This is a genomic window from Dysgonomonas sp. 511, assembly GCF_010501105.1.
Classification (GTDB): Bacteria; Bacteroidota; Bacteroidia; order Bacteroidales; family Dysgonomonadaceae; genus Dysgonomonas.
In genome coordinates this window covers 111,317-125,795 of the sequence record NZ_QVMQ01000004.1, presented here as the reverse complement: position 1 = coordinate 125,795, position 14,479 = coordinate 111,317, and the positions used below count along the sequence as shown (strand labels likewise).

The 14,479-nt window shown below is 43.9% G+C and carries 7 protein-coding genes; 1 reads left to right on the top strand and 6 read right to left on the bottom strand.

Features of this window, described 5'->3' with window-relative positions; genetic code table 11:
• Positions 1 to 219: 219 nt before the first annotated feature.
• From D0T57_RS03195 to D0T57_RS03170, 6 genes are all read right to left on the bottom strand, one after another.
• Positions 220 to 1,590: a polysaccharide lyase family 1 protein gene (locus tag D0T57_RS03195; protein WP_163270819.1), complete on the bottom strand. Its 1,371-nt coding sequence runs from the start codon at positions 1,588 to 1,590 to the stop codon at positions 220 to 222.
• 86 nt (positions 1,591 to 1,676) lie between these two features.
• Entirely contained in the window at positions 1,677 to 2,843 is a 1,167-nt protein-coding gene (locus D0T57_RS03190; protein ID WP_163270817.1) for a glycoside hydrolase family 105 protein, read from the bottom strand.
• Positions 2,844 to 2,860: 17 nt separating this feature from the next.
• On the bottom strand, positions 2,861 to 4,519 hold the full coding sequence (locus tag D0T57_RS03185) for a glycoside hydrolase family 28 protein (RefSeq protein WP_163270815.1): 1,659 nt from the start codon (positions 4,517 to 4,519) through the stop codon (positions 2,861 to 2,863).
• Between the two features lie 173 nt (positions 4,520 to 4,692).
• Entirely contained in the window at positions 4,693 to 6,237 is a 1,545-nt protein-coding gene (locus D0T57_RS03180) for a DUF4957 domain-containing protein (RefSeq protein ID WP_163270813.1), read from the bottom strand.
• Positions 6,238 to 6,260: 23 nt separating this feature from the next.
• Entirely contained in the window at positions 6,261 to 8,033 is a 1,773-nt protein-coding gene (locus D0T57_RS03175; RefSeq protein ID WP_163270811.1) for a RagB/SusD family nutrient uptake outer membrane protein, read from the bottom strand.
• Between the two features lie 25 nt (positions 8,034 to 8,058).
• Positions 8,059 to 11,253 (bottom strand): TonB-dependent receptor, encoded by a 3,195-nt coding sequence (locus tag D0T57_RS03170; RefSeq protein WP_163270809.1) that lies wholly within the window; start codon positions 11,251 to 11,253, stop codon positions 8,059 to 8,061.
• A 332-nt stretch (positions 11,254 to 11,585) separates the two neighbouring features.
• On the opposite strand from D0T57_RS03170, the gene D0T57_RS03165 reads away from it, so the two are divergent.
• On the top strand, positions 11,586 to 14,474 hold the full coding sequence (locus tag D0T57_RS03165; RefSeq protein WP_163270807.1) for a two-component regulator propeller domain-containing protein: 2,889 nt from the start codon (positions 11,586 to 11,588) through the stop codon (positions 14,472 to 14,474).
• Positions 14,475 to 14,479: the final 5 nt, after the last annotated feature.

The window sequence follows — 14,479 nt, the reverse complement described above, 5'->3', positions numbered from 1 at the left end:
ACTTCCTGATCTATTCTTTTTCTTCTTTACAAACATGGTGTGAATATAGCACTTTTTAGCTTGCGTACCCCATAACAGGGTACGCAAATGACGTATATGGCTGATATACAGGACGATGAAAATTTAGAAGTTAGGAAGCGACGAAGTCAGGAAAAAGAACATATAATTTAACTACTGATTGACATTATTTATCTTGCCACCCTCAGTAAAGGGTTGCTGTTATTTGCCTACAAGACCATTAAGATATACCTCAAGATATGTATATCCTTCTTTATTCAGGTCGGTAGCCTTTTTGCCGGGATGGTGCTTTTCGAGCCAACCATCAGGAATACCATCAATATCCGAATCGGCAGGTACATTCTCCGGATTGAATGAGTATGTTTCCCATCCTCCCACGTCGTTTTGAGAATCGAGCATGCCCGGCCTTGTTCCTGCGTTTGCCGATGCCCTTTTGGGGGTCAACCCTTTTTTTACTTCATTGATCACACGGCAGTCGGTTTTGTCTCTTTTGTGGCTTGCGCCTGCTTTTGCCAATACTTTCTTGTAAGCCTCTTCTGCACTGTCGGTAGTTACATACGGTGTTTCGAACGGCATAAAGGAAATAAGGTCGTAGACATTTTTGTCGGATGAGTTGGGTTGCAACCCCAATATATTGTTTTTGGTTACTTTTGCATTTTCGGGAAAGAAGTTGCCGCTGAGGTGGAATTTCCCCCATACACCCGCGGCTTGTTTGTTTTTTCCATCATCGGCGTTAGGTGCAAAAATACGGCTTTTGTTAGAGGATGATTCTGTCGGTTTATAGTAATTGTTTATGAAGTTGTACCGTCCTCCTTCGCCTGCATAACCACTGTTTCGCCCCCAATTATATATCACATTGTTGCGGAAGTCGACAAGCTCCTCATCCGCCCTGTCGCTGTACCTGCTGCCGCACATACGCGGGTTGCGGCTGTCGTGGTGAGCCAGAAGGTTGTGGTGGTAAGATGCTTTTCTGCCTCCCCAGATTGCTCCGTACCCGTGGCTGCCTTTTTGGTGTACAGACGTCCGCAGGCTTTCTGATATTATGCACCATTGCATGGTAAAGTTATCGTTGTCGTAGAACGAAGCACATTCGTCGGTGCTCCAGCTCATCGAGCAGTGATCTATGATGATATTCTTGCGCCTGGTGCCGGTCAGGGCATCGTCTGCTATTCCGCACAAGTCTCCCATACGGAAACGCATATAACGTATTATTACATTGTCGCCTTTCACCTTTGTGGGATAGTTGGCTATGCAAATGCCATCGCCCGGTGCGCTTTGTCCGGCTATGGTCGTGCTGTCTGTTATTTCCAGTGTTTTGTGCAGGTGTATTATTCCTGCTACTTTGAATAGTATGGTTTTTGCTCCGGGTTGTTTAAGGCACCAGCGTAAAGCCCCTTCCCGGGTTTTCTTATTTCCTGCGAGAGTGTCAGCCAATGTATTCACATAGTAGACTTTTCCTCCTCTTCCTCCCGAAGTGTGCATTCCTCCTCCTTCTGCACCGGGGAATGCCGGAGTCTGGGCATGGAGGCAAAACGAAATGGATATTGTTATTAAAAGCAGGAATGTTTTCATAAGCTTATTAAGTAACAGGTGAAAATTATTGATATATTATACAGTTATAACTAACAGCGGCAGTTATACTTGAGAGGTCTGCGACCTTATTTGTTTAGCATGATACTCAACATGATGAATGGGGCTACCGCCTTAGGGTCGTTGTCTCTCACCGGTTCGCCTGTATAGTATTCGTAACTTCCGTCACGATAGTTTTTTGCCCCTCCCAGTCCGGCTACAGCACATCCGTCTGTCAATGAGATGGTTCCGTCTCCGTTGTCTTTTATAAAGCGTTTTACGAATTGGTCGTATGCTTTTTCTCCTTTTTCCAGATAGCTGTTATCCAGATATCCCTTTTGCGCTCCTTTTACCCATGTGTAGATAAACATGGCAGATGCGCTGGATTCGAGGTAATTGCCTTCGCGACCCATCTGGTCGGTTACCTGATACCACATTCCGGTTTCTTTTTCGCGGAAATTTTCAACTGCTGCACTGAGGTTTTGCAGCAGGGTTATTATTTCACTTCTTTTAGGGTGGTCTTCGGGCATGAAGTCGAGTACATCTACCATTGCCATCATGTACCAACCGATACTCCTCGACCAGAAATTAGGCGATAGTCCTGTCTTCGGGTCCGACCAGCGTTGTTCGCGGCTTTCGTCCCAACCGTGGTAGTAGAGCCCTGTTTTTTTGTCGTACATGTATTTATGCACATCCAGTATTTGAAGTGCAACATCGTCGTACAATTCGGGTTCGTCGAATACTTTTGCATATTCGGCAAGGAAAGGTCCTGCCATGTACAGCCCGTCGAGCCATACTTGGTGCGGATATATTTTTTTGTGCCAGAAACTTCCGTCTTTGGTGCGTGGGTGCGTGCGCATCTGGTCGCGCATCAGGTCTATGGCTTTCTTAAAGCGTTCTTGTTTAGTGAGCGCATAAACGGGGAAAAGGAATTTCCCCGAATTTACGCGGTCAATGTTATATTCTAAAGGCTTATAGGTTTTGATTTGCCCGTCGGGTTCTACCATCAGGTCGGCAAAGCTATATACATAGTCGTAGTACTTTTGGTCGAATGTCTGTTGCCAGGTTTGGAAGATGGCCTGTAGCTCCAGCCCGTGGCAATAGTTCCATTTGGGTTTCGGCGAAAAATCGAGCATCCACGGTTCGGGGTTGCGTTTTATTTCCGAGTCAGTGAGCCATACGGAGTATTTGACCTGGGCTTCGATAGCAGCGAAAGAGGCTGCAAAAAGTAATACTATAACAAGTCTTTTAATCATAACCTATAATCTTTTTTCTACTTGTTTTCTGATATGAATTTCTTATCCAGCGATTCGGGTAAATTTATGTTTGTATTTTTACCGCTTATCTTCACTACTTCGGGTAGCGATTCGGGATATTGGAAACCAGTCAGGTTGAAATTGTCTATATTCTTAAGTATAAGTGCTGCGCCTTTTGTTGGGATTATCTTTACGTTTTTGAAATTGATATCTTTCGATTCCACTACTTCAGCTCCGTACTCGGCAGTAATAGTTACGTTTTCTACGTTGATGTTTTCTATTTTCATCTCAGGTATCCCGTTGAAGAACAACGCCCTGCGCGCGTTGCGCGATGTCAGGTTGGTTACATATATATTCCTGAATGCAGGCGTTGTTTCGTCTACGGCAGGAATGGTTTCTTCTACAGGTGTAACGTCTCCGTCTTCAAGCATTTCTACGGCCGATTTGCCTCCGTAATACAGGTCGAACAAGAACGATTCGGTTACAATGTCAAACATATTTACATCGCGAATATAAATATTTTCAACAACACCTCCACGTCCTCTGCGGCTTTTAAATCTTAATCCTACATCTGTGCCGAGGAACTGGCAGTTGGAAAGGGATATATTTTTCACTCCTCCCGACATTTCGCTGCCTACTACAAAGCCTCCATGTCCCTGAAAAACTTTACAGTTGTCTATCAGTACATTCTCGGTAGGGCGGTTGCGGCGGCGTCCGTCTTCATCTTTGCCCGACTTGATGCAGATAGCATCGTCGCCCACATCGAAGGTCGTATTTACAATGATGGAGTTAACGCAAGATTCGAGGTCTATGCCGTCTCCGTTTTGTGCATATGCGGGGTTGCGTACAAATATGTTGTCGATGATTACATTTTCGCACATCAGCGGGTGTATGTTCCAGCTAGGCGAGTTTTCGAATAGTACGCCTTCGAGCAATACATTCTTACATTCGATGAAGCTCACCATTACCGGACGCAGGAAATCCCTTACTTCCATCCATTCGGCATCGGTAAGGCTTTTTGGCGGCACGTTCATGTCACTTATTTCAATCCCTTTTTTCGATCCTTCGGATGGAAACCAGTAGTCTTTTTTCTCATTGAGTACGCCTCCCGCATTTACTACTTTTTTCCAGTGGCTTTCGGTTACTTTGCCTTTTTTGAGCGGACGCCATGCTTCGCCTGAGCCATTTATCGAGCCTTCGCCGGTGATGGCTATGTTTTCGAGGTTGCGTCCCGATATGGGAGACTGGCAACGGCGTGTGTCCAATCCTTCGAAAATGGTTTCTACCAATGGGTATAGGTCGAAATCGGCAGAGAAAAGGATCAAGGCTCCTTTTTCGAGGTGCATATTGATATTCGACCTGAAAACGATAGGGCCTGTGTACCAAACGCCCGAAGGTACGTGTAGCGTGCCTCCTCCCTTTTGCGAGAGGGCTTCCATAGCCTTTTCGAAAGCTTCGGTATTAAGAGTTATCCCATCAGGGTTGCCTCCGAAATCGGCCACTGACACCCGATGGTCGGGGAAGGCCGGTTTCTGTATCTTAGGCATTTCGAAAGGTAAGTCTTTATACAGATATTCGTATTTATATTTATACTCTTCTTGCTGTGCACATCCTGCTTGAGATAAACAGATCAAGGCTAATAGCACAACAAATTGAGTCAATTTCCTTATTTGCATTATTTACAAGTTTTCTTAATGGCTGAGATTTTGTACTAAAAGCTGTTTGCTGTATGGTTTACAATAAACGGGGGTGTCGGAAAATCTCTTACGGGTTTATAACTATGTTCTGAGCATTTTTTCGAAAAACTGTTGCAGGTTTTGAGGCCTGCAACAGTTTTTGTGGTTGTTGATTATTTGATCCACCTAGGGTCACCTCCTGCCACGTCTATATTCGTTACAGTGAAATCGCCATTGGCTGCATCTACATATCCGGGATCTAATGTAGAAGGAGAAGATCCGTCGTAGAATTTGGCCTTTGTAGAAGTACTGCTCGATTGTAGGAAATTCGGTGATTTGAAATAAGTGTTTCCACTAAATGCAGGGGTTGCTGTAGCACTATTGTCAGAAAATATTCCTCCGGCACTATTGCTCACAATGTTGTTTTTGAAGCTGATAGAGTGATTCTTGAAGCGAACATATAGTATTCTCTTATCGGTAGAGTTACATACTCCGTCTAATGTACAGTTTTCGACAGTGATAAGAGGCGTTACGCTAGAGAAATTGGCCGAAGCGTCATCGTAGCGAATAAGGTCGCGGGCGGTACATGATTTATAGATAGTACTATTTGTCAGGGTTATTGCCGAGATACCTCCAACGCGGCTGTCCAGCAAGTCGCCACCAGTACATACTATGTTGTGTATTATCGTATTGTTTATTGTAATAGATGATACCGAAGAGGCTTTGTTCAGGTAATACAAGCCTTTTTCATGATTTCGTATCACACAATTCTCTATTGTCAGGTCTCCATAGCTTGTTTCTGCTGTATTGAACATTATAGCTTGGTTTGCATCGGTATTCGCTCCGTCTAATACGATGTTTTCTAACAATAATTTAGCCCCGTCTTCGAGTGAAATATTTGCGTTGATAACAGGCTTGTCCTGATCGGCATAATATGCTTTTATCTCTACATCTTTGTTGACGATAATCTTTTTAGCCTCTCCGTAAGTTCCCGGTTTCATAGCAAGCACCTTACCGGATGCGGCATTTGTCAATACTGTTTGAAGGTCATCTCCCGGTTCTACGATAATCGCAGCATTAGGGTCTACCAATGTGGTAAAGGTTGTTGTTCCGCGCGATTTGGTTCCGTTCATCAGTTTGGCAGTATATCTTGTATTGCTTTCCAAGCCAGTAACCGTAATTTTTCCGGCGGCAACGTCGCTGGCTGTTATCGGGAAGCTAAGATTGCCCGGAGTAAGGATGATTGCATCGGCAGATTCTCCCGGTGTCCAATTGATTGTAGCACCTGTTTCTGTTATATTATCTACCGAAGATATGATTTGCTCACCATCTGTAGTTACAGTTGCTGCTATCCATTTAGAACTTGGGATAGTGGCACTAACTGCCTGGATACGGATAGAATAGCTGGTTTCGCTTTCCAGTCCGGTAATAGTCATCGGATTTTCATTTATTCCGGTAAGCACCTTCACCGGCTCTCCGCTAAAATCGAGATCTCCGTTTTCGTATATTTCAATAGTATAACTATCTGCATTTTTTACATTCTTAGCCCAAGACAAGCGCACCTCGAGTCTGTTGATAACTCTAGCCGACATTTCGGTAGGAGAGAATAGCCTGTCATAGTCGATCGTCTTGATTTCGTCATCGGGATCGGAGCATCCTGCCAAAATTGTCACAAGCGACAATCCCAATAGATATATGAGGTTTGTTAATTTATTCATGATTTAATTTTTTTAAGTGGAAATTAGTCGTTAGTCAATGCACCATTACTATAGTCGATAAATGTTTGCCAGATAGGCCAAACCTGGTTTTGGTCAGGGTCTTTCTGATACAATGAATTGATCAATGCTTCTGTAAGCTTATCAGGTTTGATCCAGTCGGCTTTTGCGTAGCCGGTGAGGGTTTCCCCTATAGCATCTGTTTCTCCGTGGTTCAAACCGTAGATAATAAGTGTTTCATTGTCTGTTTCATCGGTTTTGAAATATAGCTTTGCCGGAAGGTCGGCATATGCTCCTGTACGGTTAGCCAGATCCAACATTTTTGCTTTAGCTTCGTCTAATTTTACTTTCAGCAGATTCCAGCGGATGAGGTCGGCTTTTCTTAGAGTTTCTCCTGCAAATTCGAATGCACGTTGTTCAACGATTGCATCGAAGAATGCACTCTTGCTGGCTGTTGCTTTATCCATATATGCATCGACTTTAGCGGCTGGTAGGGCACGGTCGAGTATTGGTTTTAAATATTCCTTTGCATCTGCCGGGCTACTCAGTTCATTTATTGCTTCGGCTGCCATCAGGTATATGTCTGCCAGACGCATGTATTGCCAGTTTATACCATCATCGTTGCTCGATGTTACGCGGCGTGTCATCCATTCGTAACGGAGTTTTCCGAAACACCACGACTTCAGGGAGCGTAGTTGTTGTTTACTTGGATTTTCGGCATTCCATTCGTAAGGCACGCAAGTTATATCGCGGCGCACATCTTCCACATCGTAATCGTAGAACAGGTATGGCAGCGGGCCGTTAATACCTCCTTGTGCCTGGCCAGTGTATTGGTTAGTCCCTTGGTGTTTTACTCCGAATGTATAGAGTACGCGTCCGCGAGTGTCGGAGAATGGGATTTCGAAAATAGACTCGCGGCCGGCTGTTACTTTGTCTTCGCATAGTGCCTTGAAGTTGTCATAGAAAGTCCCGAGGTTGTTAGATCCTTTTGTCAGGATGTCGACGCATTCGTCGCGTGCGATAGTGTACATTTTTGTTCTTTCCAATTCAGGGTCGGTGCTCAGGCGTATTCCGTCTTTGCGTTGGCTGTATCCTCCTGCATATAGTGCTACGCGTGCTCTCAATCCTTTTACCAAAGCTTTGTTTACGCGCTCGGTGGTAGTTGTCTGAGTTGCTTCGTTGGGCCAGGCTACCATTTCTTGGGCATCCTTCAGGTCTTTCAATATCTGTTTGTAAATAACATCCCTGTCAGACCTTGGTGTATATATAGTTTCGTTGGTCACAGGTTCGAAACGGGCCGGAACATCGCCCCAACCTCTGATCAGGTCGACATAAAGAATTGCTCTCAAGGTAAGTGCTTCGCCCAAAAGATAGGCCATGTCTTTGTCTGTATCTACTCTTCCATGAGCAAGAAGCCCTTTTATGGCCAGATTGGCGCGTTCGATTCCTTCATACATCTTGGCATAAGCATTTTTCTTGTCGTTCATCTGAGAGTTTGTCGGACGTGCAGCGTATGTGCAGAGCTCATATTTGCCATCGTCTACAATTTTGGTTGCATCCATATTGTTGATCCACTCTATGTCCGAATTTATTCCATTGTAGGTAAGGAAACGTCCTCTATACGATTGCTCTTCTGCAAACGATTGATAAATCGACATTATTTCTTTTTCAGCCAAACCATATGTAGAGAAGATTTCAGGCTCTTCTGCCGATGATTTCGGATCGGCTTCGAGGTCGCAAGATGTTGCAATAACAACAAGCGAGAGAGCTAATAGTGATCTATATATAAATTTTTTCATTGTTTTGCTTTTTATAGGATATTGGTTAGAAATTCAAGTTGACACCAATAACAAACTGGCGGCTCTTAGGATATGCTGAATAGTCTACACCCGGAGTCATGTACGAACGGCGAATGGTAGATACCTCAGGATCGTAGCCGGAATAGCTTGTTATGCAGAAAAGGTTATAACCTGTAACATAGAAGCGTGCAGTTTGTATTCTGGCTTTGCTGGTAAGCATACGTGGAAGGGTGTATCCCAATGTCAGGGTGTTGAGGCGGAGGAACGATCCGTCTTCTACAGCCCAATCGCTGAATATCAACTTGTCGGAAGCTCGTGGCGACCACATGTTTGTATTGGCATTCATTGCAGCCAGTTCGCCCGGATCGTTAGAGATTGTTCCGTCGGCGCGGAGGTTTGTCCATCGTTTTCCGCTAGCCATTTCTGATGTCATATTACGGTACGAATATTTGCCTGTTTGGGTAAACTCTATTTTATTGGCATTGTATATATCATTGCCATAGCTCCAATTGAAGTTTGCCGACAGGTCGAATCCGTATGCACGCGCATTGATAGTGAAACCACCAGTATGTGTAGGATTGGCATCGCCGATAACATCGCGGTCTGCTGTAGTAACCTTTCCATCGTCGCCTACAATGTCTTTCAACTTCATTGAGCCCGGGCGTAGTGTGCCTACAATAGCCGAAGCATCTACTACCCCCTCTTTCAAAATCCATTTTTTGGTCGATTCGTTGTAGCCTACAAAGTCGTCGACTTCATATCTGCCATCTGAGCGGAATCCATACATTTGGCCTACAGCACCGCCTACGGCAACCTTATAATCGCCACCGATGTCGGTAGATGCCCATCTTGTTTCTTCCAGGAAGTCATCCATCATGCCAAGCGATTTGATTGTACTCTTGTTGAACCCAATGTTTCCGCTAAAGCTTAAGCCGAAGTCTTTTTTGTCGATAGCGATCCAGTTGAGAGTGATTTCGAGACCTTTGTTTTGCGTTTTACCCATATTGCGGAATTGAGTGTCATATCCTGCTCCGGCAATAGGGAAATCTATAAGCAAATCTTTGGTTGTATTGATATATCCTTCGATAGATCCGTTCAGCTTGCTGCCAAACAGTGTGAAATCGAGTCCTGCGTTGCGGGTGATTGTTGTTTCCCATTTCAGGTCGGCATTGTACATTCTTGTAGGTGTCGCCCAGTAGTTGTTGACATTGTTGATGTGCTGTGTTGTAGTAGACACATAACGCTGTGTTGTTTGTCCCGATTCTATACCATTGTTTCCGGCTGTACCATAGCTAAGGCGAAGTTTTAAGTCGTCGAGCCATGTTTTTGTCTGATCCATAAATGATTCGGAAGACAAACGCCATGCTCCGGCAACAGAAGGGAAATACCCCCAACGGTTACCATCACCAAACTTGGAAGAACCATCGGCGCGGAAAGTTGCGCTCAGCAAGTACTTGCTTTGGTAGTCGTAGTTGGCACGGCCAAAGTAAGAAAGGAGCATATCGTCGGGATAATATACATTGTTAGTCGATTGCGCTTTACCTTCGCTTCCGTATTTCCATGCTTCTTCGGCTGAAAAAGATTTTGGGAAGTTGTGTATGGTACTTGTCAGCACATCCTCTTTTCCTAATACATATTCATGTCCTGCCATTACAGTGAGGCCATGATTTTTATTCAATAGTTTTTTGAAGTCGTAAGTCAACGTATTTGTGCTGCGGAATTTATTACGGCTTGTATTCGCTACTTGGGTTGCAGGCTGGCCGTTGCTGCTGTTTCTCGAATAATAAGTAGTAGGTCCCCAATAGCGTCTGTCTTTGTTCCTATATACATCCAGGCCAAGTTCGGCTCTGGCTTTCAGGTTTTGGACAATCTCCCATGTAATACTACCCGACATATTCAGGTTTTCGCGTTCTTGTCTGCGTGCGTTATCAGATATTGCTGTCAGTGGATGGTAAAGGTTACCAAGATCGTCATCGCTGCTTCCAGCATCGGAAGTCAGGTCTGAAAGAGGTATAGGGGTATAGATAACAGAGTATTTCAAACGTTTGTCGGTATCGGAAGTACTTTTAGAATCGTTCGATCCGGCTCCGTTGATATCTGTATCCGAGTAGCGGATAGAGTAGTCTAGTGTTACTCTTTTGCTAGGTTTGCTTTTTAGCTTCAGGCTGAAATTATCACGCTTGTAGTTCGATCCTTCCATGATAGCCTTATCATTCATGTGTGAATAGCTGAAAGCATATGTCAGTTTTTCACCACCGCCATTAATGCTCAGGTTGTGGTTGAATGTATTGCCTGTGCGCCCGAAGGTAAGGTCTTGCCAGTCGTTGTATGGAACATTGTTATACAAATCTATATCTTGGTATGCGCCGAAGTATTTTGTATAAGAAGACAGGTCGTTTTTCATCATAGCTAGTTCGTACTGCCATAAAGTATAATCCTGTGGAGACAGTACATCCATTGTTTTTGCTATTTTTTTCCAGCTGTAATAAGCATTGTAGCTTACACTTAGTTTGCCTTCTTTACCCGATTTGGTAGTAACGAGGATAACCCCGTTAGCTCCGCGCGAACCATAGATGGCTGTAGAAGAGGCATCTTTTAATACGTCGATAGACTCGATATCGGTAGGTGCTATATCGCTGATAGACTCGACAGGAAACCCATCGACAATAAGTAGTGGTGCGCTGTTTTGTGTAATAGATCCTCCACCGCGTACGCGTATCATCAGTTCGGCATCGGGCGATCCCTCTGTTGTGGTGATCTGTACCCCGGCCAGTTTACCTGTAATGGCTTCGGCTGCGTTAGATACAGGTACGGCAGATATAGCATCTGCACTTACCGATGAAACCGAGCCGGTGAGGTCTTTTCTCTTAACTGTTCCATAACCGATAACTACTACTTCTTCGAGTTCGGAATGCATATCTTCCAATACAAAGTCGATAGTGTTTCCTGTAATAGCTTTCTCCTGTGATTTCATTCCCACAAAAGAGACAGCTAATGTTTTGTCGTTGTTCGATACAGATAGGGTATATTTCCCGTCTATATCGGTCATTGTTGCTTTTGTCGAACCTTTTACTGATACGGTTACACCGGTAAGCGGTTCGCCTTGTGTGTCGGTTATAGTACCTGTTATGCTGCGTTGTTGTGCATAAGCGTTTTCTGCACATAGCAACAACGAAAAGATACATACCAGAGACAAAATTTGTTTGATTGTCTTTCGCATAGTTTTCAAGATTTATAGTTTAAATTAATAATTTCTTTCGATACAACTGATGTCGTCATTTTTTTCAAAGTATTTGCGAGGTGTTAATAATAAATGTGTTTTTTTTGATGGTTGTTATTGTAATAATTAGTTTCTGCTTCATGGTATCTTAGTGACGACAAATGTATTTTTCATGATAAACTTAGTGTCACTAAATCGAGTGCAATTTATATACGAAACATTTATTATACGGGGGATAAAATATTTTTTAGAGGGGGGTAAATTGACTTTGTGCTATTTTTTAGCCTGTTATTAGAAAACTCACTATCTTTGTATTAAACCAAACTTCTATCATGAAATTGCGTATTTTTTCTTACTTTTCTATCATTATATTATGTAGTGTCTTGTCGTTGCAAGGCCAGCAAAGATATTTCTTCGAGCATTACGGGCCCGAAGACGGGCTGCCCCAACATACTGTGATGAGCATATTGCAAGATAACAAAGGCTTTATCTGGTTTTCTACATGGAACGGGCTTTGCCGCTTCGATGGATACAACTTCTATACCTACCGTATCAGGCAAGGGGATAAATACCATATGCGCAGCAATCGTATCGACTTTATCTGCGAAGACGCATACGGCTATATCTGGACCCTGCCTTACGACCGCGAGCCTCACCGCTTCGACCCGAAAGAGGAGGAGTTTATGGGTATCCGTTCGTTGAAAGGGTACGAAGACCTTACGTTTATTGCAACAAAGATATTGACCACCCCATCGAAAAAAGTCTGGCTGCTTTCCGATAAAATGGGTGCAGTATGTGTTACAGATTCTACATTCAATATAGAGATTTACAACAAAGGGAACAATAAGATAAATAGCAATAAGATAAACCTGGTACACGAAGACACTGCGCAACAATCGTGGATATTGACCGACGACGGGTTATATTGTGTCCGTCCCGACGGGCAGAAGATCGAAAGCTTCTTTATTGAAAAATCGTATGTCAGTTCCGAGCCGGCGCAGGCATTCTATTCGGCAATGGAGTCGGGTAATACAATCTGGTTTGGATCGAATAATGGGCGGATACGCATATACGACAAACAAAGCGGGCGCGTAGATTTGCTGCAACTGGATACAAAGGCAGACATCGGGCATATTCAGGAAATAGATAATGACGAAGTATTGATTGCAACCACTACCAACGGCTTCTTTGTGTACAACAGGCCGACAAAGACCTTAAAGAAATATACAGCATCTACTCTGGAGGATATGGTGTCCGACAGGATATTCTCCACATATATAGATAAGGCTCATAATGTGTGGTTCGAACTTGGCGAAGTGGGGGTGGCAAAGTTCAATCCGCAAACAAAAACAATGAAACATTTTAAGATGAAGATCGAAAGCACCAATATAAACGCTTTCCCTGCCAACTTCTTCATCTTCGAAGACAAAGAAAACCGCCTGTGGGTGCATCCCCGCGGAGGAGGATTTGCCTGTTATGATGCTGTTCAAGACCGGTTGAAACCATTTTTCAATGAACCGTCTTCTCCCGATTGGCGATTTTCTAACCTTATGCACGCCGCGTTTTCCGACAGGCAGGGTAACCTGTGGCTCAGCACACGTTCGCACGGGCTGGATAAAGTAACCTTTAGTAGCGAGGTGTTTAAGACGATGGTAATAGATTCGGATGTGCATTCCACAGTGAACAACGACATCAGAAGCGTGTTTGAAGACAGCCGCAAGAATCTCTGGGTATCGACCAAAGGCGGGAAGATATTTGTCTACGACAGCCAGCTTAACCAGAAGGGCTATATAGACAATAATGGTAATGTCGGCTATGGGAAACCCCTGGAAGGGATAACTTACAATATAACCGAAGACAGCCGCAACAATATATGGATAGCAACCAAAGGCGAGGGTATTTACAAACTGATACCAAAAGGAGACAGCTATCAGGTGGAACATTATTCCCACTCTCAGGAGGATATATATAGCCTGAGCCACAACAGTGTATATTATATACACGAAGACCGCAAGAGGAGGATATGGGTAGGTACTTACGGCGGCGGGCTGAACCTGTTTGACGAGAAGACGAAAAGGTTTATCAATCACAGGAACGAATTGAAAAGCTATCCGATCCAGTTCGGTTCGCAAATCAGGACGATGAATTCCGACAAATTCGGGAATATATGCGTAGGCACCACATTAGGGCTTATTATGTTCAATCCCGACTTTGCATCGGCAAGCGATATCGACTACAAATTCTATACCCGCGAACCCGAAAACAGCAACAGTCTTAGCGATAACGATGTGTACGATATATGTACCACTAAAACAGGAGATACCTATTTCGCAACGTTCGGTGGCGGGCTCAATAAAGTGGCAGAGGTAGACAAAAAAGGTTTCCCCATCAGTTTTGTATCTTATACAGCAAAAGATGGTTTGCCATCCGATGTGATACTTATGTTGGTAGAAGACGATACCGACCTTCGCGGGTTTATTGTCACCATTCTCGATCCATACTATAAGGTGTTGCAGGCTACTAATGGCAAAGAGGGCTACGAAGTAGCGTTAAAGGATATGCCCGACTTTATCCTCAGCGATATTATGATGCCTGAGGTAGATGGGGTGGAGCTGCTGAAAAAGATAAGAAGTACCGATGCTACAAGCCATATACCGTTTATATTGCTTACCGCAAAAACCGATTTGGAAACTAAAGTTGGGGGGCTGGATTATGGTGCCGATGACTATATGACCAAGCCGTTTAGCGTGAAGTACCTGCGGGCACGCATCGAAAACATTATAAGGCAACGCAAAAACCTGTATGAGAAATATACATCGGGCAAGACTAAAATAAATGCTACCCCTTCTTCCGCAAAAGAAGAAAGTGCGGAGTTGCAGATAACGCCTCAGGATGAATTGTTTATCAGGAAAATAAAAGAAGAGATAGAACGCAATATCGACAACAGCGATTATGTGGTCGACGACCTGGCATCGGCAATGGCTATGAGCCGAACAGTATTCTTCAAGAAACTGAAAAGCCTAACGGGGCTTGCTCCTATCGAATTTATACGCGATATAAAGATGAAATATGCTGCAACCCTGATTGCCAGCCAGCAATATACCATCAAAGAAGTATCGTTTATGATCGGTATTTCCGATACCAAGTATTTTACCCAGTGCTTCAAGAATGTATATGGGATGACACCAAGTGAGTATAAGAATCAGACAAAGACGGATTGAATAAA

Excerpts from the sequence above, each read along its gene's own strand:
- D0T57_RS03195 (WP_163270819.1), bottom strand. The coding sequence starts at position 1,590 with ATGAAAACATTCCTGCTTTTAATAACAATATCCATTTCGTTTTGCCTC.
- D0T57_RS03190 (WP_163270817.1), bottom strand. The coding sequence starts at position 2,843 with ATGATTAAAAGACTTGTTATAGTATTACTTTTTGCAGCCTCTTTCGCT.
- D0T57_RS03185 (WP_163270815.1), bottom strand. The coding sequence starts at position 4,519 with ATGCAAATAAGGAAATTGACTCAATTTGTTGTGCTATTAGCCTTGATC.
- D0T57_RS03180 (WP_163270813.1), bottom strand. The coding sequence starts at position 6,237 with ATGAATAAATTAACAAACCTCATATATCTATTGGGATTGTCGCTTGTG.
- D0T57_RS03175 (WP_163270811.1), bottom strand. The coding sequence starts at position 8,033 with ATGAAAAAATTTATATATAGATCACTATTAGCTCTCTCGCTTGTTGTT.
- D0T57_RS03170 (WP_163270809.1), bottom strand. The coding sequence starts at position 11,253 with ATGCGAAAGACAATCAAACAAATTTTGTCTCTGGTATGTATCTTTTCG.
- D0T57_RS03165 (WP_163270807.1), top strand. The coding sequence starts at position 11,586 with ATGAAATTGCGTATTTTTTCTTACTTTTCTATCATTATATTATGTAGT.